This is a genomic window from Rhodoblastus sp. 17X3 (assembly GCF_030056575.1).
Taxonomy (GTDB): Bacteria; Pseudomonadota; Alphaproteobacteria; order Rhizobiales; family Beijerinckiaceae; genus Rhodoblastus.
Genome location: NZ_JASHHX010000004.1, coordinates 1 through 24723, shown reverse-complemented (window position 1 = coordinate 24723; position 24723 = coordinate 1). Strand labels below are relative to the sequence as shown.

At 62.7% G+C, this 24723-nt stretch carries 27 protein-coding genes; 1 reads left to right on the top strand and 26 read right to left on the bottom strand.

Going from position 1 to position 24723, the window contains the following annotated elements:
• The 18 genes from QM467_RS05780 to QM467_RS05695 form a co-directional block, all read right to left on the bottom strand.
• Positions 1-339: a hypothetical protein gene (locus QM467_RS05780; protein ID WP_283365361.1), complete on the bottom strand. Its 339-nt coding sequence runs from the start codon at positions 337-339 to the stop codon at positions 1-3.
• Between the two features lie 37 nt (positions 340-376).
• A complete protein-coding gene (locus tag QM467_RS05775; RefSeq protein ID WP_283365360.1) occupies positions 377-583 on the bottom strand; it encodes a hypothetical protein in 207 nt (68 codons plus the stop codon).
• A complete protein-coding gene (locus QM467_RS05770; RefSeq protein WP_283365359.1) occupies positions 583-2181 on the bottom strand; it encodes a hyaluronate lyase N-terminal domain-containing protein in 1599 nt (532 codons plus the stop codon). Before QM467_RS05770 ends, QM467_RS05775 begins: the two co-directional genes overlap by 1 nt.
• Before the next feature lie 143 nt (positions 2182-2324).
• Complete coding sequence (locus QM467_RS05765) at positions 2325-4442, bottom strand: phage tail protein (protein WP_283365358.1); 2118 nt, start codon at positions 4440-4442, stop codon at positions 2325-2327.
• Positions 4442-4915, bottom strand: coding sequence for a hypothetical protein (locus QM467_RS05760; protein WP_283365357.1), 474 nt, complete (start codon positions 4913-4915; stop codon positions 4442-4444). Before QM467_RS05760 ends, QM467_RS05765 begins: the two co-directional genes overlap by 1 nt.
• Entirely contained in the window at positions 4915-5844 is a 930-nt protein-coding gene (locus tag QM467_RS05755; protein WP_283365356.1) for a DUF2163 domain-containing protein, read from the bottom strand. Before QM467_RS05755 ends, QM467_RS05760 begins: the two co-directional genes overlap by 1 nt.
• Before the next feature lie 16 nt (positions 5845-5860).
• Positions 5861-6463 carry a DUF2460 domain-containing protein gene (locus QM467_RS05750; RefSeq protein WP_283365355.1) on the bottom strand — a complete coding sequence of 201 codons (603 nt, stop codon included), beginning with the start codon at positions 6461-6463 and terminating at the stop codon, positions 5861-5863.
• Positions 6460-8970 carry a baseplate megatron protein TIM-barrel domain-containing protein gene (locus tag QM467_RS05745; RefSeq protein WP_283365354.1) on the bottom strand — a complete coding sequence of 837 codons (2511 nt, stop codon included), beginning with the start codon at positions 8968-8970 and terminating at the stop codon, positions 6460-6462. The genes QM467_RS05750 and QM467_RS05745 overlap by 4 nt, the downstream gene beginning before the upstream one ends.
• A gap of 3 nt (positions 8971-8973) precedes the next feature.
• The gene (locus QM467_RS05740; protein WP_283365353.1) at positions 8974-10251 is read right to left on the bottom strand and encodes a hypothetical protein; all 1278 of its coding nucleotides are present in this window, start codon (positions 10249-10251) and stop codon (positions 8974-8976) included.
• 33 nt (positions 10252-10284) lie between these two features.
• The gene (locus tag QM467_RS05735; protein ID WP_283365352.1) at positions 10285-10542 is read right to left on the bottom strand and encodes a hypothetical protein; all 258 of its coding nucleotides are present in this window, start codon (positions 10540-10542) and stop codon (positions 10285-10287) included.
• The gene (locus tag QM467_RS05730; RefSeq protein WP_283365351.1) at positions 10539-10919 is read right to left on the bottom strand and encodes a hypothetical protein; all 381 of its coding nucleotides are present in this window, start codon (positions 10917-10919) and stop codon (positions 10539-10541) included. The genes QM467_RS05735 and QM467_RS05730 overlap by 4 nt, the downstream gene beginning before the upstream one ends.
• A 1-nt stretch (position 10920) precedes the next feature.
• On the bottom strand, positions 10921-11673 hold the full coding sequence (locus tag QM467_RS05725; RefSeq protein WP_283365350.1) for a hypothetical protein: 753 nt from the start codon (positions 11671-11673) through the stop codon (positions 10921-10923).
• Between the two features lie 3 nt (positions 11674-11676).
• Complete coding sequence (locus QM467_RS05720) at positions 11677-11871, bottom strand: hypothetical protein (protein WP_283365349.1); 195 nt, start codon at positions 11869-11871, stop codon at positions 11677-11679.
• A 28-nt stretch (positions 11872-11899) separates the two neighbouring features.
• On the bottom strand, positions 11900-12361 hold the full coding sequence (locus QM467_RS05715) for a hypothetical protein (RefSeq protein ID WP_283365348.1): 462 nt from the start codon (positions 12359-12361) through the stop codon (positions 11900-11902).
• Positions 12358-12858, bottom strand: coding sequence for an HK97 gp10 family phage protein (locus tag QM467_RS05710; protein ID WP_283365347.1), 501 nt, complete (start codon positions 12856-12858; stop codon positions 12358-12360). The genes QM467_RS05715 and QM467_RS05710 overlap by 4 nt, the downstream gene beginning before the upstream one ends.
• A gap of 3 nt (positions 12859-12861) precedes the next feature.
• Positions 12862-13674: a head-tail connector protein gene (locus QM467_RS05705; RefSeq protein WP_283365346.1), complete on the bottom strand. Its 813-nt coding sequence runs from the start codon at positions 13672-13674 to the stop codon at positions 12862-12864.
• Between the two features lie 273 nt (positions 13675-13947).
• The gene (locus QM467_RS05700) at positions 13948-15456 is read right to left on the bottom strand and encodes a hypothetical protein (protein ID WP_283365345.1); all 1509 of its coding nucleotides are present in this window, start codon (positions 15454-15456) and stop codon (positions 13948-13950) included.
• A 41-nt stretch (positions 15457-15497) separates the two neighbouring features.
• Positions 15498-16520 carry a hypothetical protein gene (locus tag QM467_RS05695; protein WP_283365344.1) on the bottom strand — a complete coding sequence of 341 codons (1023 nt, stop codon included), beginning with the start codon at positions 16518-16520 and terminating at the stop codon, positions 15498-15500.
• A gap of 118 nt (positions 16521-16638) precedes the next feature.
• On the opposite strand from QM467_RS05695, the gene hisC reads away from it, so the two are divergent.
• Positions 16639-17697: a histidinol-phosphate transaminase gene (gene hisC / locus QM467_RS05690; protein ID WP_283365343.1), complete on the top strand. Its 1059-nt coding sequence runs from the start codon at positions 16639-16641 to the stop codon at positions 17695-17697.
• A 150-nt stretch (positions 17698-17847) separates the two neighbouring features.
• Here the strand turns inward: hisC and QM467_RS05685 are convergent, their stop codons facing one another.
• The 8 genes from QM467_RS05685 to QM467_RS05650 all read right to left on the bottom strand — a co-directional run bounded on the left by QM467_RS05685 (position 17848) and on the right by QM467_RS05650 (position 24364).
• Positions 17848-18567 (bottom strand): tetratricopeptide repeat protein, encoded by a 720-nt coding sequence (locus QM467_RS05685; protein ID WP_283365342.1) that lies wholly within the window; start codon positions 18565-18567, stop codon positions 17848-17850.
• A gap of 5 nt (positions 18568-18572) precedes the next feature.
• Positions 18573-18776 (bottom strand): hypothetical protein, encoded by a 204-nt coding sequence (locus QM467_RS05680; RefSeq protein ID WP_283365341.1) that lies wholly within the window; start codon positions 18774-18776, stop codon positions 18573-18575.
• Between the two features lie 79 nt (positions 18777-18855).
• On the bottom strand, positions 18856-19155 hold the full coding sequence (locus QM467_RS05675; protein ID WP_283365340.1) for a hypothetical protein: 300 nt from the start codon (positions 19153-19155) through the stop codon (positions 18856-18858).
• A 64-nt stretch (positions 19156-19219) separates the two neighbouring features.
• The gene (locus QM467_RS05670) at positions 19220-19708 is read right to left on the bottom strand and encodes a hypothetical protein (RefSeq protein WP_283365339.1); all 489 of its coding nucleotides are present in this window, start codon (positions 19706-19708) and stop codon (positions 19220-19222) included.
• A gap of 15 nt (positions 19709-19723) precedes the next feature.
• The gene (locus QM467_RS05665) at positions 19724-21445 is read right to left on the bottom strand and encodes a phage portal protein (protein WP_283365338.1); all 1722 of its coding nucleotides are present in this window, start codon (positions 21443-21445) and stop codon (positions 19724-19726) included.
• 36 nt (positions 21446-21481) lie between these two features.
• Positions 21482-22831: a DNA-packaging protein gene (locus QM467_RS05660; protein ID WP_283365337.1), complete on the bottom strand. Its 1350-nt coding sequence runs from the start codon at positions 22829-22831 to the stop codon at positions 21482-21484.
• A gap of 8 nt (positions 22832-22839) precedes the next feature.
• The gene (locus QM467_RS05655) at positions 22840-23400 is read right to left on the bottom strand and encodes a hypothetical protein (protein ID WP_283365336.1); all 561 of its coding nucleotides are present in this window, start codon (positions 23398-23400) and stop codon (positions 22840-22842) included.
• 214 nt (positions 23401-23614) lie between these two features.
• A complete protein-coding gene (locus QM467_RS05650) occupies positions 23615-24364 on the bottom strand; it encodes an XRE family transcriptional regulator (protein ID WP_283365335.1) in 750 nt (249 codons plus the stop codon).
• Positions 24365-24723 lie beyond the last annotated feature (359 nt).

The following is a 24723-nucleotide window of genomic DNA, read 5'->3' as shown; positions in this document are numbered from 1 at the left end:
TCAATTCCCCGAGAAGCGAAGGACGTCAGTCGTGATGGTTCCGTAGGTCGCGACCTGGTTGAGATTGGTGACGCCGAAGGACATGGCTTCGCCCGCCGCGAGCGGAGACCAGCGCGCGGAATTGGCCGCGTCCGCCGCGCCGCCCACATAGACCGTGCCGACATTGTTCTTGTCCGCCCTGACGATGACGCCGCTTGCCAGCGATCGCGCCGGGAGCGCCGTCGGCGAGGACGTGACCGCCACATAATCCGAAACAATCGGGTTTGCGGTCTGGGCCTGGGCGGCAGCGCAGAGGGCGAGCGCAAGCGCGCCCGCAAGCAAGAGCCTTGCGAGGTTCATGGATTTTGTCCTTGTGGAATGGAGACTGACCGAGGCCTCAGAGGGGGCCGTGATCGGCGCCGATGGGAAAATCGGGAACGGGCTCTGGCGCCGGCGTGATGACGCCATTTTCATAGACGTCGCCGGGATTCCCGGCGCCGCAGGCAACAAGGGTCGAGCCGTCGCCGGGGTCGAATTGCGCCGGGTCGGCGAGGATCACATTGACGATTTTCCCGTCCTTGATCTGGATGCAGCGCGTCGGCATCAGAAGTCCTCCAGAATGATGGCGTAGCCCGCACCGCCGACGCCGCCGGCGCCCGCCGTCCCGCCGTTTTGGGCCGATCCGCCGCCGCCGCCGCCGCCGAGGCCGCCCGCGCCGCCCGCGCCCGCCGCCGTCAAGGACGAGCCGCCGCCGCCACCACCCATGCCGGCGTAAGTAGAAAGAGGACGGACCAACGTCGCCGCCGAAGATCCTGCCGTTCCCGCTACGCCGGCCGAGCCGCCCCCGGCGCCGGTAATGGTGGTGAATGAAATTCCTCCGGACCCGCCGCTAAAGACAGCATTCGCAACCGAAATGCCTCCGCCCGCGCCGCCACCAGACGGGCCGTAAACGGCTATGCCGCCGCTACTACCAGCCGCGCCCGAAGCATCCCCACCCCCCCCTGAGCCTATTCCGGGACCCGACGCGTTGCCGCCAGCAGCACCAGCGCCTCCGCCGACGCCGCCGCCAACAGGAGGGGAGCCGCTGCCGCCGCCAGACGAGTTGGCGGCAAGCTGGCCGCCCTGCCCAGGTAATCCGCCGTTGACGGAAAGCAGCAAGCCGAAAGACGACGACCCGCCCGCGCCGCCGGTTCCTCCCGCGCTGCTGCTCGTCGAGGCTGCCGCCCCCGCCGTGCCGCCTGCACCGATTGCGACCGTCTGGCTCGCGCCGATCTGCTCCGCCGTGAACGCCCCCGACATGATGGAGCCGGCCCCGCCCGCGGCCCCGCCCGAACAGGCCGCGCTCGCAGCTTGCAACGCCCCGCCGCCGCCGCCGCCCCCGCCGCTAACGAGATAAACATTGGCCTTGGTCAGCCCTGGCGTCGGGACATAGGTGGTCGACGCCGCGAAAAGCCGGACATTGGCAGAGCGGCTGATGATGGCCCATCGGCTCGACCCGTTGCTTTCAAGAATGATGCGGGCGGAAGGGGAGGAAAGAACCGCGCTCGCAAGCCCGTTCATCGTGTCCGAGCCGTTCGGGCTCAGGGTCAGCGTTTTCGTCGCCGAGCAGTTTCCCGACTCGTCGATCACGATAAGGGGATGCCCGGCAGGAAATGACGACGCGGCCGGAAGGCTGACGACGCGCGCCGCCGTGAGGGCGGAATAGGCCACAATGCGGTCCGTCGTCAGGACCGTGTAGGCGGCGTCGGAAACGGCTGTCCTGGCGTTGGCGAAAGTCGCCGCGCCGGTCGCGGCGTCGAGCTTGATCGCCTCGGTCCAGGTCGAGCCGTTCGCCGAAACCTTGAAATGGAAATTGTCGTCGCCGAGCAGGCCGATTTGAGCGCGGCCCGAAAAGCCATCCTGAAACAGCACGCCGGCCGTGTTGCCGGACGCCGACTTGTTGATGGTGAAATTGAAACTCGTCCCGTTGAACAGGGCCGAGGCTCCATAGACCGATAGCGGATTGGACGGGTCCGGCGCGGTCCCGACACCTATGAGCCCGAACTGGTCGGATAGCTTCGCGGCCGCCCACCCGCCAGGCGTGACTCCATCATGAACCGTGACGCGATTGTTCGTCGCGTCGACGATCAATTCGCCCTGGGCGCCGGTGTAAGCGGCGACGTTCGCCGCCGTGTCACGGCGTCGTTTGACCTGAACGGACATTGTGGTTCCTTCGGATTAGAAGCGACCCATCGAGCCTGTGAGGGATCGACTAGGAGCGAATGCGATAGGCTGTCTTTTAAGACGGCCGTCTGGCGACGGCATTCGGCCAAGCTGACGCGAGGGTTCCGCCCGAAGGGCGCTCGTCAAGAAGTGCAAATGCCGAGGTCGATGATCGAGACGACAGGCGCCGAGACGGTCCCGAAATCGTCGGTTTGCGCGACGGCCTGGCTGGCGAGCCCATAATCCATCGCGGTCCCCAGCGCGAGGGCCGAAGTCACCGGGCCAAGCACGCCCGTCCCCTGAATCTGGTAGGGATAGGCCGTGCAGCTCGAGAGGTCTTGCGCGGTGCCGCCGAAGACATTGACGCTCTGGAATTTCAGATAAATCGTCTGGCCGATATCGGCGTTCGGGACGTCATATTTCAGGATCGCGGAATCCAGCAGGCAAAAGCCCACGCCGATGGCGTAAGCGCCAGGCGTCGAACCGCCCAACCCGCGGTAAAGCGAGGTCAGGTTGTATTTGTTCGCCGCCGTCAGCGTCGAGGTCGTGTAGGAGAGATATTCCCCGTCGACATAGCAGAGCGTGACGCCGGCCGCAGCGGCGGCGCTGTTCGTCGAATCCAGCGTCCCTCCGCTTTGGGTCAGATCGACCGCGAGCGTATTGGCGTTGTCCGGAGCCGAGCCGGCATAGGCCGCAAGCGAGGCCGAAAGAACGCCCTGGCGCGCGGGCACGGCGATTGAAGACACTTCCTCATAACTGGTCCCATCAAGCGAAGCCCAGACGATGCAGCCGCCCCAATTGGGATCGGCGCCTTGCGCGCTGGCGCCGATCCACAATTGCGTCGAGCCACCGGAAAGAGAGGGCGGCGGCTCGATAATCAGCGGCGTGTTGACCGAATTCGCCGTCACATCGGCGGCGGGGACGCCATTGCTTTTGGCCTGCACCGGATAGGCGACGGAGGTCGCGACGCCCTGCGGAAATTCCTCGGCCGTGACCGAGAGCGTCCCGTCGTCGGCTTCCTCTATGTCCGTGATGCGGACGACGGTCGCATTCAGCCCGAGCAGCGGATCGGTCATGCTGACCAAATCCATCGGATCGAGCAGGCAGAATTCCGCCGAAAGCCGGAATTCGTATGTGTTTCGAATATAAAGCCCGCGTTGCAAGATCAATTGAGCGGCTCTCTGGCCGACCGCGACGTCGCAAATTTCGTGCGCCGTGATGGTCGGGCCGGCGCGCAGGCCGAAGCGGTCAATCGCGGACTGATCGAAAGCCGTGACCGGCCCAGTGTTGTAGGAATCGCTGCGGGACTGGATTTCGACGCTCTGCTGATTGTAACCGGCGTAAGGGTCCGACCGCGTGATCTTGATCGGGTCTTCGCCTTCTGAATGAAGGAAATCCTCATCCGTCAGGGCGTAGAGGACCGTCAGGTTCGGGGTCCAGGTCTTGCCGATCGCCGTGATCGCGCTATCGCCCAGGGGAATGAACTTGAGCACCCCGCCCGACCAGACCACCGTCGAATTGGTGAGCTGCAGCCAGCGCGACAGGATCGAGGCGGCCGATTCCTTCATGTTCAGGACCGGGCTGAAGGCGATGCCGGCCGCCCAGCAATAAGTCTGGTAGGAGGAATCGCCGGCATTGGCGTAGAGCGAACTCGCGTCGATCGACGCGGCGGGGAAGCCGACCCCATATTGCGAATTGGTCAGAAAATCATAAATCAACTGGGCCGGGTCGCAATCGAGCCCGTTGACGCCCGAGCCGGACAGGAAACCGCAGACCTCGAAATTATTGTCGCCGACGCTCGCCGCCGGGCCGAGGTCGTAGATCGGGTTGCAGACATAGGCGACGCCCGGATAGCCCAAGGCCTCGGATGGATAGAAGGCGGAAGCCCACGCCCACGGCGCTTGCGGCGTCGTTCCGGTGAACAGGCTCAAGCCGAGCGCCGCGAGATTTGTCGGCGTCGGCGACGACGTCCAGATGTTTCCGATTTGCAGAATCGGGCCCTCGCAAAGCGCCATGATGATCGCGCAGCGATAATCAAAGCCCCTCGCCTGTCTGCTGCCGCCGCCGCCCTTGCCGCCTCCCTTGCCGCCGGAATATTGCGGCAATGCGAGGAAATGATTGTACCAGATGACGTTCGGCGACAGGATATTGCGGCCCCAGGCGATCGGGACCGGGACGGCGCTGGAAGTGGTCTGGATTTGCAGGCCGGAATATTTGGTGATCTGGGTCGGCGTGGCGTTGCCAGAGCGCAGAATACCCATCAGACAGTCGCCTTTTTCGTCCATATCGAAAAGAAGCGCAGCCGGCGCTTGGGATCGGTCAGAACCGGGTTTTGCGTCAGCCCTTCCTCGATGACTGAGCCGGCGTCATGCGAGGCGTGGACAATGCGAACCGGATCGGCCTCGACCACGATTCCGCCATGCGAATAGGTCCGGCCATAGTGGAAAAGCGCGATGTCGCCGACGCCTGGCGCTTCGACCGGCGCGCAGCGTTCCTCGAAGAGGGACAAATATTTTTCTTCATCGCGGTGAAGCATCCAGTCCGGCGCATAGGGGCGCGGATCGAACGGCTCGACCATGCCGGAATCGACGAAGACCCGGACAATCAGCATTCCGCAATCGACGCCCGCGCCCAGGACGTCGGCGCAGTTGTGATAGGGCGTGGCGATCCATTTGCGCGCCTCGGCGGCGACGCGATTTCTTTCGTCGAACTGGCGCTGTTCAGCTTCGGTCATTATTTGCCCTTGCCGTGGCTGCTTGTGGTGTTGGACGAGAGCGGGCCGGTCATGATCTGCGGCGGCGGGACATAGGGAAATCCCTTGAAATTATTCAGATTGTTGAACTTGCTGCCGCAAGTCCCCTTCGTATGGTCGCAGCCCTGCGCCGCCGTGAAGGCGTCGCCGACGCTCGGCGCGTCCGGCAGCGGATAGGCGAGCAGAAACCAGCCGGGGCCCGCCGCCTTGATCGTCGCTTCGACGCCCGTATTTGCGCCTGACGTGAAAGTGATCGTCCCTTGCTGGTAGGCCGAGGTCGCGGAGCCCCATGCGATCTGCGTCCGGTCGGAACCCGCCGCGACGGCGCCCGGTGCCGAATAAGTCCCGCGCGCCAGGCCGCAGCCCGAGCCATAGAGGACATGGACGCAATTCGACTGGTAGCAGTTGCGCGGCATGTCGATGTCGAGCAGCGTCAGGTCCGACGCCACTGTGACTTTCGCCGTGGTGCGCCCGATCTCGTCGATCTGCGCGACGCGTCCCTTGAACAGGATGACCGTGCCGATCGGGATGAAATTGCCGCCAGAGGTCGCCCAGGACGAGAAGAAAGCCCGCTCGCGCTGGATGAAGGCGCCGTCAAAAAGCCCTTGCTGCAAAGCCTGCAGGAACGGAACGCCGCCGACCGTGTCCGTGGCGCGCGCGGCGACGACGATCTGCTGCTTGTCGACATTGGGGCCGCATGAGGCCTTGTATTTGAGGCCCGCGATGAGGACTGAATTCGCCAGATAGGTGTAGCCGTTCCAGAAGACGGGCGCATCGACGCCGCAATAGGTCAGGACCGTCCCGCTCGCCAGCGTGATCGTGAACAGGTCCGCCATATAGAGCGGCGCATCGCCGTTCGCGGTGTGCAGCCCGTTCAGATAAGTGACAAGCGCCGTCGATGTTGTTTTCATAGGATAGACCTGGTTTTCATCGAATCTGCCTGAATTTGACGCTCTTGTTGGTCCAAAGCCCGAACATGAAATTCTCGAAATCCATCTGGTTGTCGAGAAACCGGCATTGGAAGGCGTAGGAGACGTTCGCGACGATCGCCGCGCCATTGGCCGGGGCCGTCGAGAAGGTGATCGTGTTGGGCGCACTCAAGCTCCATGCCCCTGTCGAGACGCCGGCGACCGTGACGCCGGAAACGGCGACCGCATAGCTGACCGGCTCGGCATAGCCGCCGATCGAGCGAACGAGCGTGAAGCTGGTCGTCGAGCCGTCGCCCGTCGCAACGGCCTGGTCGCTGACCACATTGTCGGTCGGGTCGACATAAAGGAAGGCGTTCAACTGGCCGCCGAGGCTCAGGAAGAACCCCATTAGATTTTGCAGCGATTGGGATTGCAGGCCAGGAAACGCGCCCGAGGAATCGAGCCCGTCGAAGGTCAGTTCGAATTCGTAGAGCGCATGGGCGTAAAGCCCGACGCGAACCTCCCGGCCCGAGGAATGCGCCGAAACGCGGGTCGAGAAGGTCGGCTTTTTGTGGACGTTCCACCCCTGGCCGGGCAGGGTCGGGAAAGTCGGGAGCGTCATCCTCGCACCGTCTCCAATTTCAGCGTTTTGGCAGCCCAGACGTTCGTGACGAATTCCTCGAAGTCGAGATCGTCGTCGACGAAGCGCGCGACATGGGCGGCGGAAAAGTCGATCGTCAGCGGGACGCCGGTGGCCGGCGCCGCGGTGAAGGCGATGGTCGCCGGCAGGATGGAAACCGAATAGAGCGATGCGGAAACCGCAACGCCGTTCTGGTAAACCGTCGGCGCGCCGGTGAGAGCCTGGACGCGCTCGCTATAGCCGCCGATCGCGCGCGAGACGACGAAGGCCCTGGTCGCGCCGTCGCCAGTCCCGAGCGCCGCGCCTGAAGCGACGCCAAGGCCGCCGGGCGGCGCGAACAGGAAAGGCGCCGCCTGCCCCGCGTGTGCGAGCAGGAAGGCGATCATGGCCTGCAATTCGGCGTTGGCGTCCGAGCGCAGGAAGTTGAACGTCAGGTCAATGTCCCACAGCGGCGAGGCCATGATTCCCGCGCGCGTCTCGCGCCCCGAAACCTTGGCGACCGCCCTCGTCGAGAACCGCGGCGAATAATGAAAGCTCCACCCCTGCCCCATCAGCGCGGGGAATAAGGCATAGGAGCCGGCGCCAGGCGGCGCGTCGGCCGTCGGGATCGACAGATATGGTCCCTTGCCGCCGATCCAGTTGCCGGCCGCCCAATTGCCGCCGTCGCCCCATGCGCTTGCATTGAGCGGGAAGGTCGGGAACGGGCGCGCGTCCCAATTCCAGGCGCAGCAGAACGGCGTCAGGATCATCGGGACGCCCGAAGCCGAAGTCTCGTTCTTGCCGCCCGTCCAATAATCGTAAATCGTTTGCAGCCCGAGCGCGGCGAGAAGATCGTCGCGGCGCGGAAGGAAGCTCGCGCCATCGGCGGAATCCCAAGCCGACCAGAATGGCGAAAAACTCTCTGTCGATTTAGGGTCGAAAAACACGTTCGGCTGATTGGTGCAGCGGTCGACCGTGGCAAAGCCATATTCGACGAAGATCAGCGGCTTGGATTTCGCCGCCCATTGCGTCGTCGGGCCGTGCGGCGCCCATCCGAGGCCATCGCTGGCGTCATAGACGGCCTGATGCGCGTTCTTCCACCACCACCGGAATTGCTTGCGGCCGAGAAGCTGCTGATCGGCGTAAAACGGGTTGCGCGCCTGGCTGGCCCGGTCGCCTTCGGGCAGGCTCACATATTGCCCGGATCCGAGCGGATCGAGGCCGCGCCCCAGATTGTTCGAATCCCTGTAATACCAATTGAACCCTTCGCCGCCTTCGATATTGGCCTGCAAATAGGCCTCGCTGTGAAGGATCGGCGTCCCGGACAGGCCGAGGCCGTGCATCGCCCCCGAGGACGGCGGCCAGGTCGTCGGCGCCGCGTCGCCCCAATGGAGGACGTCGAGGCCGCCGGCGCCGGTCGTCCAATCGGACAGCGGCAGATAATTGTCGAACGAGACGAGGTCGATATTGGCCGAGGCGAACAGCCGGTCGAGGTGCGGCCATTGGCCGTTCGCGCCGGAATGCTGGACGCCATTCCAGGTCGACCAGTCCGCTGAATAGGAGATCAGGTTTTCCCAGGTCGTCAGGTTTTTGGTCAGACCCGCGCCGTCGAAGATCGTGCGCACGTCGGCCGCAAGCTGGATCAGACCGGCGACAAAGGGATAATCCCAGACCGCGAAGCCGCCGCCGTCCGTCGTCCCGGCCTTGGTCCAGCTGGGACCGCGGATCGCTTCGAGGCCGCGCAGTTCCGAGCCGATCAGGAACAGATCGACCCCGCCCGCCACGACGCACAGATTGGCGTAATGCAGGATCATCCGGCGATAGCTGAAATCGGTTGGCGAGCCGGAATAGGCCACCGTCAAATTGGTCGCGTCGCGCGTGAATTGCCCGGTCGAGGCCGAGCCAAGAAAGGCGTTGACCGCCGCCGTCGCCGCGCTGCTGACGTCGCTTGAAACTCCGATCCGCCCGCGCCAGGGCTTGCCCACGCAGTCCATCAGGATGAAGGGATAGAAAACGACGCGAAGGCCGCGCGCCTTCAAATCCTGGATGCAGCGGACGACGCTTTGATCCGAAGGCGTGCCGCCATAGGAAAAACTGCCGCCCGTCTGCGAAATCGGGATCAGGCCCGTCGAGGCCTGCGTCAGCGCCGAGCATTGCCAGTTCGCCACGACCCAGGTTGAGCCCGTCCATGACGCGAACGCGCCCTTGATATAAGTCGTAGAGGGGTAAATCTGGCAAGACGCCGCATCGGTCGAATTGCCGAACCAGGCGACAACGAGCGCAACCGTCTGACATTCCGGATGCGCGGCCTGCAACTGGTCGATCGCATAGGAATAATCGGATTTCGCGCCGCCAGGCGCGTAAAAGCAATTGATTGGCGCCAGCGTTTCGACAGCGCCGGTCCCGAACACGCCCCCGGTCGGGTTCCATCGCGCGCCCTGCGCGGGGTGCGTGTCATAGGCGAACTCGCCGGTCGCGGGAAGAAGGCAGACGCCAAAGACCTGTGCCAAACCTTACGCCCCCGCGAGCCGTCGAAGCCCCAAATGATTGCCGTCCGCGACGGCCTGATTGATCGCCTTCATGATCTGGCGCGAATTGCCGCCGAGCCAGTTCTTGACAGAAGCCGCGTCAAGCGCGCTGACATTCAGATGAACGCTCGCGCCTGCTGCCGTCGTCGGTCCGGCCGCGCCGCCCCCCTTGGTCGCGCTGGACAGCATCGAGCGGAACGCGCCCGCCTCTGCCGCCGGCATGACCAGTTCGTTGCGGTGAACCATCGCAAGCTGATCTTGCGGGATCGACCAGGCGCCAATGTCGAAGGCGGCGACGGACATCACCGCGCCTTGCGCCGCGGCCGCAGGCCCCACCGCAGCCGGCCCCATCACGGGCGCGAGAAAGCCGAACACGCCCGCAAATGTCTCCGAGGCCGAGGCCGTTATGCTTTTCAGCACGGAGCCCAGGATGGACGCCTGACCGGCGGCTGTCTCGCCAGCGACTATCCCGCCACGCGACGCGGCGCCAGCAGCGGCTGCCGCCGTCTTCTGGCTTTCGCCGGCGGCCGATAACGCCGCGAGCGCGAGCTGCCGCTTGCCCCAATCCGCCACGATGCCGACGCCCATGTGGACGAATTGGGAAACCGCCGACTGGGCCAGTGAAGACAGCGCCTGATTCAGCGTGCGCGTCCCCAATGCCATCCCGGTCATGCCGGACGAGAAGGAAGACGCCATGGCGTCGATCACATGGTCCATCGGCGCGACCAACTGCCCGACCGACTGCAGCATGATCTTCTGGCTGTCGAGCGCATATCGCGCATCAAGCATGAGCATCCGATTCAGAATTTGCTGCCGCTGCTGGAGGCTCAGGTCGCCAAGTTGCCCCGCCTTTTCGAGAAGCGACTTTTCCGCCGCATATTCCTCGTTCAAGGCGGCCTGCGAGGCGGAAAGCCGTTCGCTGGCGCTCATGACCTTCAATTTGGTCAGTTCGTCATAGAGCGATTTTTTTTCCGCAAGGGCCGCGCGCTCGGCGAAAATCTCGCCATTGACCGCCGCGAGGCTCTCCCGCGCGATTTCCTCCTGCGACGCGCCAGCCACGCGCGCGGCGTCGCCGACCCTGGCGAGGGCGTTGGCCGCGCCGGCGCCGAAGGCGGAAAAGCCCTGCGCCGACTTGTCGACGCCAGTTCCCACCTGGCCAACAGCTGCGGGCAATGTTTGCAGCGCGGCCGAAACACGCGCGACGCCGTCAAGGAAGCCCGACGCATCGGCGCCGAAGGAAATTGAAACATTGGATTCGGCCATGCCATCCTCGATTCTCGCATGACATTCGCGCGGTTAGATTCGCCCTGACGGAAACAGCCCGCGCAGCGCGGCGACCGCATCATCGGCGCGACGCTCCGGCTTCCAGCAGCCCAGGCCAATCGCAAGAGCCGAGAACAAGACGGGCGCCGGCGGATTTTCCCGCCAATAGGCGTGGCGCGCGAAGATTCGGGCGAAGGTCAATTCCGCTTCGAGCGCGTTGGTCCAGGCCTCGCCGGACATCTGGCAATAATGGGCGACGATCCGGTCGAAATCCGGAGCGTCGCCTTTCATTCCCCCGGCGGCTGCGCCTCCGTCGGCGCAAACAGGCCCGTCTGCCCGGCGATGACAGCGAGCGCCGCGACGAGCGCCGTAAATCCCGCCTCAAGATCGAGAACATCGTCGCGCATCAACTCGGGATAGGCGCGGGTCAATCCGCAATGGACGACGTCCAGCATCAAATCGACGTCGCCCTGATCGAGCAGCGCTGCGCCCAGCGGATCGCCAGCGGCGATGCGCGCCTGGATGGCGTTGAGGCGGGGCATCAGTTTCAGCAGGCCCGGCACGACGATCCGCGCTTGCCGCAGGGCGAGCGGCGGAACGAAGAATTCCTGCCCGCCGAGAGCGACGACAGGCGATCCCGCGCAATTGATTTTCGGATCCGGAACCATCTCAAACCGCCGTGTTGATTTCGCCGATCGAATTCGCCGCATTGGCGATGGCTTCGAAATCGAGCTCGGGAACAACGAAATCCTGCGTCTTCGACGCGATGCTCAGCTTGTTCGAAACGCAATTGAAAAGTCGCAAGGACCATTGCGCGCCGGCGATATTGGGATTGGTCTGGTAGAAATCGATCTGAAATGTTGGCGCAGTCCCCATCGCCTTGTTGACGATGAGCGCGCGCGATCCGCCGCTGGTCTGCGTATAGGAATAGGAGACCAGAACAGCCTTGCCGGCGTCGCCCGAACTGAAGGTATAGACGCCGGCAGAGACGCTGTATTGGCCTACGGCGGGAGCAGAGGAAACCTTGGTCAGCGCCAGGCCGCTCGCCGCATAGACCACGCCGAGGTCGCCGTCGAAATTGGCGGCATTCGCCGTGGCGTAGGTATAGGGCGATGAGGAAGGAACAGCGCCAGCCTCGTTATAGGCCCAGAGCTTCTGGCCGGCATTCAGGCTCTGGCCGAAGAAGCAGGCGTTGAACAAAGGCCCGTCTATATTGGCGAATTTCGCCTTCCCGGTGATCTTGCCTTCGCCCCGAGCCAGGGCGATGGGAAACTGATATTGCCCGAACAATTGCTTTGTCGAAAAGCTGATGTCCAGCGTCACATCCTGCACGGCGCCGAATTGAACGGGCGACGCATTGGCCCCCGAGGGCGTCGCGATGAGAACGCCGGAGCCGAATGCAACGGAAGTTGTGTTGGACATGGATCATTGCTCCTGCAGAAGAGCGGCGAGTCTCGCTTTCAAGACATCGACCGCGACGCGCACATGGTTGAAAATATCGGTGGCGCGCGAGACCGGCGAATGGTGCATGGTCTCGACAAACCAAGAGTCGATTGCGGCCTCGATTTCACGGGCCGTGGCTTCGGATTTCTCCGAAGTGTTTTGCGACGGGCTTTGCATCACGAATTCCCTGGAGGTGAATGCGGCGTCATGGCGCCAGGATGCGGACCGGGACGAGAGCGAGGCCCTGTCCATCGAGGTCGCCCGGATCCTTGACGATCCGTCCCTCGATACGGCAATGATGAACCAGGCCGCCAAGAGTCTGGCGCCCGATTGCGGGATCCGGCGCCAGCGCCGAGCAAAGCGCGTCGAGCGCAATGTTCAAATCGCGCGCCGGCACAACGCGGGGATCGTTCGCCCCGGCGACATAGACGAAGAGATCGACGTTCAGGACCGTTTTCCCGGGCGCGTTTTCACTCGCATAGGCGATATTTTCGCCGTGCTCCGTCACGAACAAGGCCGGCTGATCCGCCGCCGCGACATCGCTCCACAATTTGATGCGCCGCGACAATATCGCCCAGCTTTCGCGCCCATTGATCGGCGTCGAAAATTGCGCTCGGGCCAGACGCGCGCAAAGTTCCGCCATGATCTCTTCGCGGGAGTTTTTCATCTGGATTCTTTCAGCTGTTCGGCGACGGCGGAGACGATTTCCGCGAGCGTCGCAGCGATTTCGCCACGCGCGTCGTCCAGGGCCCCGCCGAGATAGGACCGCGCGGCAAATGTCGAACCAGGGTGCTGGATCCTGCGCGAGAAAACCTGCTTGCCGTTCGCCAGAAACGCCAGCGCTCTCGCCTTGTCGGGCAGGATTTCGTGCGCCGCCGTCTTGCCGCCGAATTCGAGGATCGCCGCATAGGGGACGTCGCCGTTGGAGAAAATTTTCGCGTCGATCCGCGCGTCTTCGGCTTGAACATCGATCTGAATGGAATCCCGCAACGCCCCGCTACGCGCGTTCAAGACGGAGCCGCTCAGATTGACGCCCACCACCTGCGCATATAGCGCCTGCGCCAAGGCCTGGACTTTCGCCGTCAACGCCACGCGCAATTGATCGGGCAAGGCGTCCAGCCGCGCGGAAAATTCGGACGCGTCCTCGAGGCTGATCTGAAACATGGCTTAACTCGGGATGACGCGGGTGTAGTTGCGTAAGGCCATGGCGACATAATCGGGCACCGCCGAGATACGGAACGCGGTCGTCTCCTGGCCGCCAAGGCTTTTCGACGTCATGGCGATGCGTTCGCGATAGCGGTAACGGTCGGCCGCCCATTCCAGCGCGCAACTGGCCAAGTCGGCCGGCACATAGCCGTAATTCAGCAAAAGAGCCTGGCCCGCGTCGGCAGCGGAGAAGAAATAGCCGTCGCCGTCATCGAACGCATATTGTCCCTGCGCCGGATTGGACGCCACGCAAGCGAGCGACTGGCCGTTCGCGTAAGCGACCCCCGCATCGCAAGCGTAAGAGCCGAACGGCTGCGCGGATTGCACGAAGAACGGTCCGAGGGCCGGCGCAACGCAGGCCTCGTTGGAGATCTGATAGCCCGCGCGATAGGCGATCGAGATGTTTTGCCAGCCGCGAGAGAAAGTCGCGCCGCGCAGCAGAATTTTCTGCATGGCGCCCGGCGGCTCGATATCGCCCGGCTCCAGCATCCATCCGACGCCCAAAGGCGTCTGCGCCTGCGGAATATTCTGGCCATCGACGGAGACCGAGGAGACCAAAATCACAGGCCAGTTTCTCAACTGGATCGACGCCCTGCCGTTGCCATCGAAATGATCGACGACATCGCGCGGCCAGACGAAAGGGCGATTGATATAGGCGCAGATCGCGCGGCTGATCTGACCAATCAGGCCGGCGAGCAGAATGTCGTCGCCATTCGATTGCACGCCGAGATGCGCCTTGAGCTGCGCCAGCGAAACGAGGTCGCCCTGCGCCATGGTCAGTTCGCCTTCCCGGCGCGCGAACGCCCGCGTGAGCTCTTTCCTCCGACGTGCGCGCCGAGGGGATCAGACTCACATTCGACGCAACCATGAGCCTTCAATTCGTCGGATAGTTCCTCCGAAGCTTCGAAAACGCCGGCTTCGTCCGGCGCTATGGTTTCGCCCGCGCAGGACAACGCGGTCACGCCCTCGGGCGCCCGATATTTCATGTCGCGACTCCATTTTGGGAAGAAAATCGCGCCGCCTTGTGGGAAGGCGGCGCGTAAGCCGTCAGCCATTGCCGATATTGGTGATGACCGACATGGACGGCGGGAAGAAGTGCTGCAGCACTTCATCGGCATAGACGCCATATTCATAGCGACGGGCGCGAAGCGGCCATTCGATCTGGTAATAATCCTGCCGCGTGCGGACCTGGATGACATTGCCGACATTCGCCAGCGGATAGGGCAGCTTCCGGGTCAGGAACAGCATCGTGCCGGCGGGCATGTTCGGGTGGATCTTGATATCGAGCGACTTGGCGCCGGCGAGCGAATATTTGTTCTTGTAGGTCGTGACCATCACGCCGCCGCCGATGGCGTCCTGCTTCGTGTCGAAGATGAAGCGCTGCGCGCCGGTGGCCCCGCCCGCCAGGATTTTCTTCGAGATATTGTTCGCTTCCTGCGACGACACCCAGACCTCGTCCGGCGAGAGCCGGTAGAGGTCCCAATTGGCCTTGAGCACAGCTTCGATTTCAACGATGCCGCCAGCGCCATCGCCCGTCAGCGGCGTGCCCGCGCCCGCGACGCCGGTCGGCTGCACGTTCACCATCGCGCCCGAACCCGGCAGAAGCGCCTGGGTGAGCAGGCCGTCGAAGGCGAGCGAATTGGCGGACCAGTCGACGGACGGCAAGGAGGCGGCGGTCTGGGTTCCGGTCGCGGCGGCTGTGATCACAACGCTGTTTATCGTCGTGATGGCGCCCAAAACCTCCGAACCGGCGACGCCCCAATACCAGGCGTAGCCGAAGGCGCCGGTCCTGGCCGCGACCGTCGCGGTGACGCTGCCGCTCGGGCCGGTGACGGAAACTGTGGCGTTGGCGGATTTCTGCCCCGCGCCGCCGCCGAAAACATCCGAAGAGGAGTCCGCATTGGCGCGGCTGATCGACGCCTGGACGCCGGTGGCGACCGAGGAATTCATCAATCCGTCGAGGGTCAGCGCGACGCAGATCACGGACCAGGTCGCCGTCGCCAGCGAACCGCCCGAAGCGGAGGCGGCGAGGGTTGGGGTCGCGGTAACGCCCAGAGCCATCGAGGTATTGCCGCCGAGCAACATCGCCTCTTCGCCGATCATCAGCGCCTCGAGACCGGTCTGCGCAGCAAGCGCGCGGATGTCGTCGAAATTCTGGCCCGCGAACTGGGCCTCGAAATCGGCATTGGTCTCGATGCCGATCCCCTTGTAGGTCGCGACATAGTCCTTCGTCGTAACGGCCGCGACGGCGCCGCGATTGCCGCCCGAGACGCCGATGCGGAGGCCGGTCGAATTGATCGCGGTGACCGCGCGCCACGCGGCCTGCACGCCGCCCTTGCCAGAGACCCGCGGGATCGAGTTGCGCAGCGGCGTCAGCACCGGGAACAACAGCTTCGCGCCGGTTTCGAGATCGTAATAGGTCAGTCCCGAGGTCGGGGAAGACGCCTGCGAAAAGGTGGATTTTTCCAGGCTGGCGAAGCGCGGATCGAAAACGGGCGCGGCCTGCGCCTTTCGGATCGCCTGAGTCAATTCAAGCGCAGTCTGTTGTGCGGTCATGGACATGCTTTCTCTGTTGGGAGTCGACAAATGGATGCGGCTCAGCCGAAGCGTTTCGGCTGAGTCTGCGCCGCCTTGATCAGCACGAGCGAGGCCTGCTCGGGCGACAGCCGCGCCAGCTCGGCGGCAAGGTCTTCGAGACCCGCCTCCGCCGATTTGGAGACCGGCGCAAAGCCCGGCATCAGCACCGGCTGGGCCGGCGCCGCCTCCAGCGCGCTCACACGCTCGGCCAGTTCCGCCAGACGTGGCGCGAGATCATCCGCGACCTGTCGGGCAGCTTCGCCCTGTGCGGCGAGCTTTTCCAGCCGAGCTTCGAGCGAGTCATATTTCTGGGCCGCGCGCGGCTGAAGCGCCGCGATGCATTGCGCTTTCAACCGCGCCAGCAGAGACGAAAGCGGCGCGTCGTGGATCGGGTCGGCGTTGAGGTCATGTTGCAGCGCGTCGAAAAAGTCGGCGATTGTCTCGGCGGCTTCGGCGTCGCTCGTCACATTGCCGGCGAGCCAGTCGCGCAGGGCCGAGGCCACCGCGTCGGGGGCGGCCTGCGCCTTGGCGACAGGCTCGATGAAAGCGCGCGTTACGCTCACGCCGTCCGCCTTGACCAGTTCGAAGCCGGCCTCCGGCAGACAGGGCAGATCGACCAGCGAAATCTCGGTCGGACTGGCGGTATAGCGGGTAAATTCCGGCCGGTCCGGATCGGGCCAGCGCTTCACATAGGCGCCGCCTTGGCTGAAGCCGGTATAGACTCCCTCCTCGATCTTGCGCCATTCGTCGTCGTCGACGATCTTGGCGGCGATCTCGATGCGCTTGGCGTCATCGTTGAACGCGATCGAGGAAATCTTCCCCGCCGCGATCTTGCCATGCATGGCGCGCAGGTTGCCGAGGCTCTTGCCTCCGGAGGCCTTGGCGCATTCCGCCGACCATTGCTCGTAAAAAGGCTTGGTGCTGGCGTAATCGCAGATTTCGCCGGACTTGTCCGGCAGTTCGGCTGTGGCGTAGCCATAGATCAGGCGCCGGGCGGCGTCCGCCTTGCGCAGGGGTATGAACATTTGCAACGGGTCCGGCACGCTCGGCGCTCCTCGCTGGGTTGAGCCCGCCCCGCTCGCGGCGGGGCTGGCCATGGGGTCGAAAATTTTGCTAAAGGGATGCGCGCCATCGAATGGCGCGGAGAAAAGGCGCGGAACCATGGAATTCTGGAGCGCAAAGGCGCAGAGCCTCAGCCCCTACACGCCCGGCGAGCAGCCGCGCATAAAAGGCCTGGTCAAGCTCAACACCAATGAATGTCCGCTGCCGCCATCGCCGCGCGCGATCCATGCGATGCGCGACGCCGCCAATGACGCCCTGCGCCTTTATCCCGATCCGGAATCGCTCGCATTACGCGAGGCCCTCGCGCGTTATCACGGTCTTCGCGCCGAAAATGTGTTCGTCGGCAATGGCTCCGACGAGGTGCTGGCCCATGTTTTCGTCGCGTTGCTCAAGCATGAGAAGCCACTGCTTTTTCCAGACGTGACCTATAGTTTCTATCCCGTCTGGGCCCAGCTCTATGACATCGCTTTCCAGACCGTCGCGCTGGACGACTCCATGCGCCTGCGCGTGGATGACTACCGCCGCAACGCCGCCGGCGCGATCGTCTTCGCCAATCCAAATGCGCCGACGGGCGTCGCCCTGTCGCGCGACGAGGTCGCGCAAATGCTGGCGCAGCACGCCGACATTCCCGTCGTCGTGGACGAGGCCTATGTCGATTTCGGCGGGGAGACGGCTGTCCCCCTGATCGCGGCGCATTCCAATCTTCTGGTGGTGCGCACCTTCTCGAAATCGCGCGCGCTCGCCGGCCTGCGCGTCGGCTATGCACTCGGCCAGCCTTCGCTGATCGACGCGCTGACGCGGGTGAAGAACTGCTTCAATTCCTACCCGCTTGGCCAGATCGCGCAGGCCGGGGCCATCGCCTCGGTCGAGGACGATTCCTATTTCCAGGCCAGCGTCACAACCATCATCTCCGAGCGCGAAAACATGACCGCGCAACTGCGCGAACTCGGCTTCGACATTCTGCCGTCGAGCGCGAATTTCATCTTCGCCCGACACAGAACCGCGAAGGGTGGCGAACTCGCCCGCGCCCTGCGCGACCGCGCCGTGCTGGTGCGTCATTTCAACGCGCCGCGCATCGAGGATTATCTGCGCATCACCATCGGAACGGCGGAGCAGACGAGCAAACTCGTCGCGGCGCTGCGCGAAATATTTGTGTGAGCCGGAACGCCGTCGCTTTCAGAAAGCGATCTGGCCGCTTCAGGCCGATATTGACCGTCGCCATCACCTGCTCGGCCAGTGAATAAGTATTCTGCGCGCGGCCAGAGTAAGTGTGAGTTTTTGAAGCGGCCGTTTTTCCGGTGGCGAAGTCTAGCGACGCCTGGACATTGCGGTCAGCTGTCCTTTCGAAACCCGCTCGCCTGTGGGCAAGAGAGAGATATAATCGTCGGGAATTTCCAGCCATTGGTCGAGCGAAATGGGCAAGCCTGCTTGCGTCATGAGATAGAGTCGGAAAAACTTGGCGTCCACGACAAGAGCCGAATGGTCTTCCAATTCGGAGTCCAAAGGCGCCTTTTCGATTTCCGCGAGCGCGGCGGAATCATTTCCCATTTGATGGAAAAGCTCAGCGCGTTTATGGAAAACGCCAGACTTGCAATCAAACCGATACAGATTGTCCGCTAGATATTGGAGGGCTTCTTCGCAACGACCTTCTTCGCGCAAGACGACGGCGCGCCAATGAGCGACCGTTGCCTCATTAGGATCAGCCGATTCGTGTTCGTCGAGCATGGCGTGGGCCGCTGCCCAATTTTTTTCGTGCAAAAAATCGATTATTCTCTTCATTTTTTTCAAATCGATCATAGCAACGTCCTCGCTCAACGATTTATGATCCGCGTATCCGGCTTCAGGAAACCTGGTTTCCGCCGCACCTTTGGCTGACAAAGCCTTTGGTGCAGCCTTCCTTTTTCGTATATCCGACCAGAAGACCCCAATCTGGATGGAATTTTGGAAGGCGGAGCAGACCTTCGCATCTATCGTACGCCTGTTGCCATTCTGCTGCGCAGTTTCAACGGCCCTTAGGGGCGCGGACATCTGCTTCAGTCACGCGCGCCGAAAAAGCTTTTGGCTGGAGCACCGGTTTCTTCGTCCATAATCGTGTAATTCTCGACGAAAATTTTCACGCCTGCCTTTTTAGCCTGCATTTCCAACTCAGCAGGAAGATCGGGCGGAAGGACCGGATCATACCCAAATAACAGCCTCGATTTTGCCAGCTTTGACGAGAGCAGTGACGTCGCCCCCAACTTTTATCCAGTTCTGAGTCCGCTCTATTGGTTGAATCCCTACGGAGCGGATCGAGCGGCAATGGACCGCAAAATTTCATTACCCTTGCAGCAACTTTGCGCCGATAAGCGATTTCAAATCGGCGACCGCCTGGGCAACAATTTGCTCCCCAACGTCGTCGAGGGATTTCCAACCGCTGTCCAAGGCGAGGGCATAGTTGATTTCCAGTTCGCCCCACGAATACCAGAACTTTTTCCGCCATTCCTGATCGTCAAGACCGACAGCGTTGAACAGTCCTTCAAGCTTTGGAATCAATGAATCAAGAGCCAACTGGCCGTTTTCGAATGCTTCGAGCACCGTCACCATCATCCGAAGTTTATGTTCTTGATCGCTCGTCATTTCGATCCCTTTCGACGGTCGCCAGGAATGCCTTTCCGCAGCGCGTACCGCCGAATTGTAAATTCTACCCGCGCTGGGCGAGCGAAAATAGCTTGGTTTTGGGAATCCGCTCGCCAGTTGGGAAGAGCGAAATATAGTCGTCGGGAATTTCGGCCAATTGTTCAGCAGAAATTGGCAGACCGGTTAAGATCATCAGGTAAAGTCGAAAAAACTTTGCCTCCATGACCAGCCCGTAAAAATCTTCGATCTCGGCATCGAACGGCGCCAGGGCGATCTCACTCAACGCGGAGGTATCGTTTCCGATCAGGTGGAAAATCCAGGCACGCTTATGAGCAACGCCGCTTTGGCAATTGAAACGATGTTGATTGTCCGCAAGATATTTAAGAGCTTCCTGGTAACGGCCTTCGTCGCGCAAGACAACTGAACGCCAATACGCAACCGTCGCCTCGCCCGGATCAGCAAATTCTTCCTCATCCAGCATAGCGTGGGCCGCTCTCCAATCCTCGCTGCGGATGAGATCGACCAACGTGTTAATTTTTTTCATATCGATCATCGAAACGCCCCAATGCTAGCTTCCAGAAACTCGATTTCCCCCGCACCTTTCACTGACAAACCCTCTTGCGCAACCGTCGACAGTCTTATGTCCGCCCAAGAAAACCCGATTCGCATGGAATTTCGGAAGCTCAAGAAGACCTTCGCACTTTTTTCGCGCGTCCTCCCATTCCTGTTCGCAATTTAGGGCCACTTTTTTGGAGGGGGTTGTCGGATTGTAGTCCGACGCCTCGGACTTCCGACCGTCGTTGCTTGCCTGTTCGGCTTCAGCGCCAACTGTCGTCGTCCATCGTCCGTGATCGTCACGGGACTGGGCGGGATCGAATTTTTCCAACGCGATAGCGCCCGAGGTGCGTGCGAACACGTGGTCGTCCTTTTTTCCCACCCCATCCGAATTTGAATTGCCGCCCAGCCTGACAACCCCCTGCCCCGTCGTCACCGTCAGCACGTCCGCCATCGGATCGACGGGCAGCGTCTCGCCCATGATCTCCGCCGCGCGGCGCCGGGTCATCATGCCGGCGCTGACATAAGCGACGAGATTTTCCCGCTGCACGGTCGGATCGATCGCCGTCTCGTGCCGCCAGACGAATTCCAGATTGTCCACGCCCAGCATGTTCTGGATGACATGATCGCTCAGCCGCTTGATCCAGGCGAGGATGAGGAACAGCCCCTCCTCGTCGGCCGTCACCTTCTGCGTCTCGCTGGCCGCGCGGTTCATCTGGCTGACGAAGGGCTGCGGCGAGATCGAGAAGGCGAAGCACACCACCCGCGCGATCCATTCGTCGAAGGCGTTTTTGAGCTCCGGCTCCTTGGTCTGGATGAAGGTTTTCGCAACCCCGCCGGGTACGAATTTCGCCCGTCGCCGCCGCGCCAGATCGCCGGTGAAATAGAGGTCCCAATAATCCTGAAAGCTCTTGATCTGGTCCGGCGTCCAGGAATCCGGCACGCCGATCAGGCTCTCCGGCACATTGCCCTCGCTGTAATAGCTCAGCTGGTGCAATTGCCGCTTGAGGCCGATGTTGACCGTCGCCATCACCTGCTCGACCGGCGAGAAGCCATAGGCCCGATGCGCCCGCACATTGCGCGGCCGGTAGACAATGTCGCGCTCACTGTAATTGACGGCGGGAACGCCTTTCAGGATCTGCTGGAACGCGACCGGATAGACCAGCTTGCCATTCTGGGCGAAAGCACGCGGCGTGCGGCCCCAGGCGTCGAGCACAGGCTTGATGGTGGCGCCGTCGAGCGGATGCAAGGCCAGCAGCCCGCCCGCGCGGTCGCGCTCGCACCAAAGCGCCGGCGCGTCGATGACGAACAGATCTTCCAGGATCATCCGCATCCAGGCGCACCAGTCATGGACGCCGTCTGGACTGCCAAAGAATTTCTCGACGCGCGCGGTCTGGCCCGGCTCGACATTCGCGCCGGCCTTGGCGCGAATGCCCCAGTTCATCCGTTCGATCTGATCCTTGCGCGTCTCGATCACCAGACGCAGCAGATCATAAGCGTCGGCGAGCATGCGCAGATCGGCGAAGGAAAAGGCCTCGTAATTTCGCGCATGCGTGTTGAGATTATAGCCCGAGGGAAAATCCCATTGCCGCCCCGCAACCTCCGCCGGCGCCCCCGGCGCCAGCGGATCGGAAGGCCCGAACCACTCGGCTGCGCGCTCGAAGCCGCCAAATCTGGCGGTGACTTCGACAGGCGAAAGGGACCAGCGTGGCAGACCCGCGCCGCGTTCGCTCATGTTCAACTCCAATGATTTGTTCCGGCGCGGACGAGATCAATCCCGCCCGTTCAGCTTAGCCGACATGCTGCGATAGAACTCGAACACCCCTGCGCCATCGCCTTGGTCGAAAACCAGCGAGGAAACCGCCCAAACCAGAGCATCCACCCGATCCGGCGAATAGCCGGCCCGGCCACGGTCGAAATCCGGCGTCATCAGGCACATCTGGTCTTCAAGCCGCGCGAAAAGCCCGCAATGGCGCACCCTGCCCTGCTCATAGAGCGCGGCGACCGGCTCGGCCCGCGTAAACTTCCCGCGCGAGGCGCGCACCGCGCGAAAGGCGACATTAGCGTCCACCTGGCGGATCATCGTCTCGATCATCTCGCCGCCATTATTAACCTCCGCGACGAGGCAATCCGCGCCAAATTCCTTCAAGGCGGCCACCGCGCGCAAAACCCAGCCGAGCGGCGTCTCGCCCTGCCGCGACAGATCGGCGAGGACGAAAACCCGCCGGTCCGGAGCGAGGCCCGCGACGATCATGCCGCATTCGTCGGCGCTCTCGCCAGACGTGACCGGCGGATCGAGCGCGACGACGATGCGGCCGAGCTTCGGAATGTCTTCCTTGCCGACATGGGCCGCCTCGATCGTCTCGCGCGTCCATAAGGCGCCGGGAACGTCGAGCAGCAGATGGGCGTGCAATTCCTGCCGCCCGAGCCGCGTGCCCTCATATTTGCGCACCACACGGTCCAGAAAATTCTCGGCAAGATTGCCGATGTTTTCATATGTCGAATGCTGCGTCGAAAATGTCAGCGGATCCGCCAGCAAATCGCGCATGAGTTTCGTCGGACGCGGCGTGGTGGTGATGATCGCCTGCGGCCTCGCGCCGAGACGCAGGCCGAATACAGCCTGATCCCACGCTTCCGGATAGCGCCAGGCGGCGAGTTCGTCCGCCCAGAGCTTCATATGCTGCTTGCCGCGCAACCGCTCGGGCTCCTCGGCCGAGAACAACAGGCTTTTCGCCCCGTTCGGCCATTCCAGTCGCCGTTTGTGCGCGACGTAGCGAGGGCGTTCGTCGCGCGGGCACACCGCCAGCACGCCGGATTCGCCTTCAACCATTACGTCGCGCACATCATCGGCGGTCGCGCCGATCAGATTGACCAGGGGAAATTCGCGCGCCCAGTGGCGAACGGTTTCAGCCCCGGTTCGAGTCTTGCCCCAGCCTCGCCCGGCCAGAGGCAGCCAATAAACCCAATCGCCGGGCGGTACGAGTTGCTCGGCGCGCGCCCAGAACGGCCAAAGGGTCTTCAGCGATTCCAATTCATCCGCGTCGAGCTTGGCGAAAAAGCCGGCGCGCTCGCGCGGGCTCAACCGCGCGAGCGCGTTTGCGTCGGTCGGAGGCTTGCGCATCGCGGCGCTTATTTCTTCGCAATCGCTTTACCGCCCTCCGCAGCCGGCGCGGCCTTAATGCAAGAGGCGGCTGGCGCCGCTTGGCCGCGCGCGAGGGCATCGAGCTTCTTCAGCAGCGTCTGGCGCGACGCGTCGAGCGAAATCACCGCCTCCGGTCCCGCGTCGAGGCCGAGCAATTTGGCGCGGCGGTCCATGATGGACAGCACGCGCGCAATCGCCGTGGCGTCGCCGCCCATCGCGGCCTTGTAATGAGCCGCCTGCAATTGATCGAGCCGCATCAATTCGAGCTGGCGCAATTCGCGCGCCGGCTGGTCGCGGCAGGAGCGCAGGTTCTTGGCGACAATCGCATAGATACGGCTGACGCTGACGCGCCGAAAACCAGCCTCCGGCAATTTGCGGGCGATCTCGTGAAAGGTCAGGCCGTGCAGGCGCATGTTGAGGATCGCGAGGTCGCGATTGACGCGCTCCAGCGGAGTTTCACCCCTATGCGATCGCGCGTCACTCTCCTCTTCCAGCACTCGCCGGCCTCTAATTTTCTGCTGCAGTTTTTCGCGCGGGTCGGACGCCATCGCTTTTCCAATTCATCGGCCTGGCCGGCGAGAGGCCGGCCGAAAGCAAAACCCGGCGACCCCTTTCGGGAGCGCCGGGCGCACATCTTCAACATGGATATTTCTAGCAAAAGTCAGTCGACCAGTCAATGGGCTTTGATGGGCTTTTTGCGATATTTTGGGATTTTTCCCATTTTCGCATCTGCAGATACGCAATGGGCAATGCTGGGCAATCTCAGTTGATCGTGAAGCGTCCGGCGAAACGGCCGATGATACGGACGTCATCCAAAGCCGCCTCATAAGAAGAATAGGACGTATTAGCCGAGATCACCCGCACGCGCGTCGGCTCCGAGCCCATGACAATTTGCAATCTCTTGATGACCAGGCCGAAACCGTCCCAGAGCGCGAAAATGCCCTCGGGGCTTGGAATGGTGTAGCGCAGGTCGATGAAGACGCGATCGCCTTCGTAAAGGCGAGGCTCCATCGAATCGCCGATCACTTCGAAGACGCGCACGTGCCGCGCGGAGGCGTGCAGCACACCCTGCATGATCGCGGCGGGCAAGCTCCATTCCGCGGCGATCGCCTCGGCCGAATAGACATTGCCATGCTCGTCATGCACGAAAGCCTCGATCGGCACGCCGCCGCCGCCTGCGCCAGCGCGCACATCGACCTCCAGAATGGTCGATCCGGCCTCAGTCGCGCCATCGACGATCTTGCTGTCGACGCTGGTGTCGAACCGACGGCGCGGCGGCTTGTCCGGCGCGAATTCGCCGCCAGCCACTTCCGCCCCCGTGAGCAGCCAGTCCAGCGAACGCCCGAGCGCCGCCGCCAGCTTGTTGAGCGCAGGCAGCGAACCGCCGCGTCCGCGCTTGAGCGCGTCGCGCACATAGGTTTCGCCCAGACCGGCAAGCTTCGACAGACCCTTCATATCCAGGCCCTGCCGCTCCATCTCGGCTTTCACGCGGTTTCGGATTGACTCATCCATGATGGGATTTTTCCCATATTTTCACGCCGTCGTCCAGAGGGCTTTTTCCCATTGACACGATGGGATTGTTCCCTTTATGTTCCCACTCGCTTCGCTGCGAAGCCCATTTCCCTCAATCACATTCGCAAGGCGGCCATGACTCTCCCCGCACCTTTTCGCGTCTTCTCGCCCTTCTCCTCCACCTCCATCATCGTGCCGCGCGCCGGCGCGCGGGCGCGGCGGGTGGAGTCCGTCAACCCACTCTCTTAAAAAAAAAATACGCTGGCGACCAATAATGCTAAGTTTATATATAGGTGGTGGCCGGATGATTAAAAAAAGGGGGGGGGGGGGGGGGGGGGGGGGGGGGGGGGGGGGGGGGG

What these genes read in the sequence shown, in the direction of transcription:
- QM467_RS05650 (WP_283365335.1), bottom strand. Translation starts at nt 24,364, where the DNA reads ATGGATGAGTCAATCCGAAACCGCGTGAAAGCCGAGATGGAGCGGCAG.
- QM467_RS05705 (WP_283365346.1), bottom strand. Translation starts at nt 13,674, where the DNA reads ATGGCGCAGGGCGACCTCGTTTCGCTGGCGCAGCTCAAGGCGCATCTC.
- QM467_RS05685 (WP_283365342.1), bottom strand. Translation starts at nt 18,567, where the DNA reads ATGTCCGCGCCCCTAAGGGCCGTTGAAACTGCGCAGCAGAATGGCAAC.
- QM467_RS05700 (WP_283365345.1), bottom strand. Translation starts at nt 15,456, where the DNA reads ATGACCGCACAACAGACTGCGCTTGAATTGACTCAGGCGATCCGAAAG.
- QM467_RS05675 (WP_283365340.1), bottom strand. Translation starts at nt 19,155, where the DNA reads ATGACGAGCGATCAAGAACATAAACTTCGGATGATGGTGACGGTGCTC.
- QM467_RS05655 (WP_283365336.1), bottom strand. Translation starts at nt 23,400, where the DNA reads ATGGCGTCCGACCCGCGCGAAAAACTGCAGCAGAAAATTAGAGGCCGG.
- hisC (WP_283365343.1), top strand. Translation starts at nt 16,639, where the DNA reads ATGGAATTCTGGAGCGCAAAGGCGCAGAGCCTCAGCCCCTACACGCCC.
- QM467_RS05755 (WP_283365356.1), bottom strand. Translation starts at nt 5,844, where the DNA reads ATGAAAACAACATCGACGGCGCTTGTCACTTATCTGAACGGGCTGCAC.
- QM467_RS05735 (WP_283365352.1), bottom strand. Translation starts at nt 10,542, where the DNA reads ATGAAAGGCGACGCTCCGGATTTCGACCGGATCGTCGCCCATTATTGC.
- QM467_RS05715 (WP_283365348.1), bottom strand. Translation starts at nt 12,361, where the DNA reads ATGAAAAACTCCCGCGAAGAGATCATGGCGGAACTTTGCGCGCGTCTG.
- QM467_RS05670 (WP_283365339.1), bottom strand. Translation starts at nt 19,708, where the DNA reads ATGATCGATATGAAAAAAATTAACACGTTGGTCGATCTCATCCGCAGC.
- QM467_RS05775 (WP_283365360.1), bottom strand. Translation starts at nt 583, where the DNA reads ATGCCGACGCGCTGCATCCAGATCAAGGACGGGAAAATCGTCAATGTG.
- QM467_RS05720 (WP_283365349.1), bottom strand. Translation starts at nt 11,871, where the DNA reads ATGCAAAGCCCGTCGCAAAACACTTCGGAGAAATCCGAAGCCACGGCC.
- QM467_RS05780 (WP_283365361.1), bottom strand. Translation starts at nt 339, where the DNA reads ATGAACCTCGCAAGGCTCTTGCTTGCGGGCGCGCTTGCGCTCGCCCTC.
- QM467_RS05740 (WP_283365353.1), bottom strand. Translation starts at nt 10,251, where the DNA reads ATGGCCGAATCCAATGTTTCAATTTCCTTCGGCGCCGATGCGTCGGGC.
- QM467_RS05760 (WP_283365357.1), bottom strand. Translation starts at nt 4,915, where the DNA reads ATGACCGAAGCTGAACAGCGCCAGTTCGACGAAAGAAATCGCGTCGCC.
- QM467_RS05710 (WP_283365347.1), bottom strand. Translation starts at nt 12,858, where the DNA reads ATGTTTCAGATCAGCCTCGAGGACGCGTCCGAATTTTCCGCGCGGCTG.
- QM467_RS05730 (WP_283365351.1), bottom strand. Translation starts at nt 10,919, where the DNA reads ATGGTTCCGGATCCGAAAATCAATTGCGCGGGATCGCCTGTCGTCGCT.
- QM467_RS05660 (WP_283365337.1), bottom strand. Translation starts at nt 22,831, where the DNA reads ATGCGCAAGCCTCCGACCGACGCAAACGCGCTCGCGCGGTTGAGCCCG.
- QM467_RS05770 (WP_283365359.1), bottom strand. Translation starts at nt 2,181, where the DNA reads ATGTCCGTTCAGGTCAAACGACGCCGTGACACGGCGGCGAACGTCGCC.
- QM467_RS05765 (WP_283365358.1), bottom strand. Translation starts at nt 4,442, where the DNA reads ATGGGTATTCTGCGCTCTGGCAACGCCACGCCGACCCAGATCACCAAA.
- QM467_RS05750 (WP_283365355.1), bottom strand. Translation starts at nt 6,463, where the DNA reads ATGACGCTCCCGACTTTCCCGACCCTGCCCGGCCAGGGGTGGAACGTC.
- QM467_RS05725 (WP_283365350.1), bottom strand. Translation starts at nt 11,673, where the DNA reads ATGTCCAACACAACTTCCGTTGCATTCGGCTCCGGCGTTCTCATCGCG.
- QM467_RS05665 (WP_283365338.1), bottom strand. Translation starts at nt 21,445, where the DNA reads ATGAGCGAACGCGGCGCGGGTCTGCCACGCTGGTCCCTTTCGCCTGTC.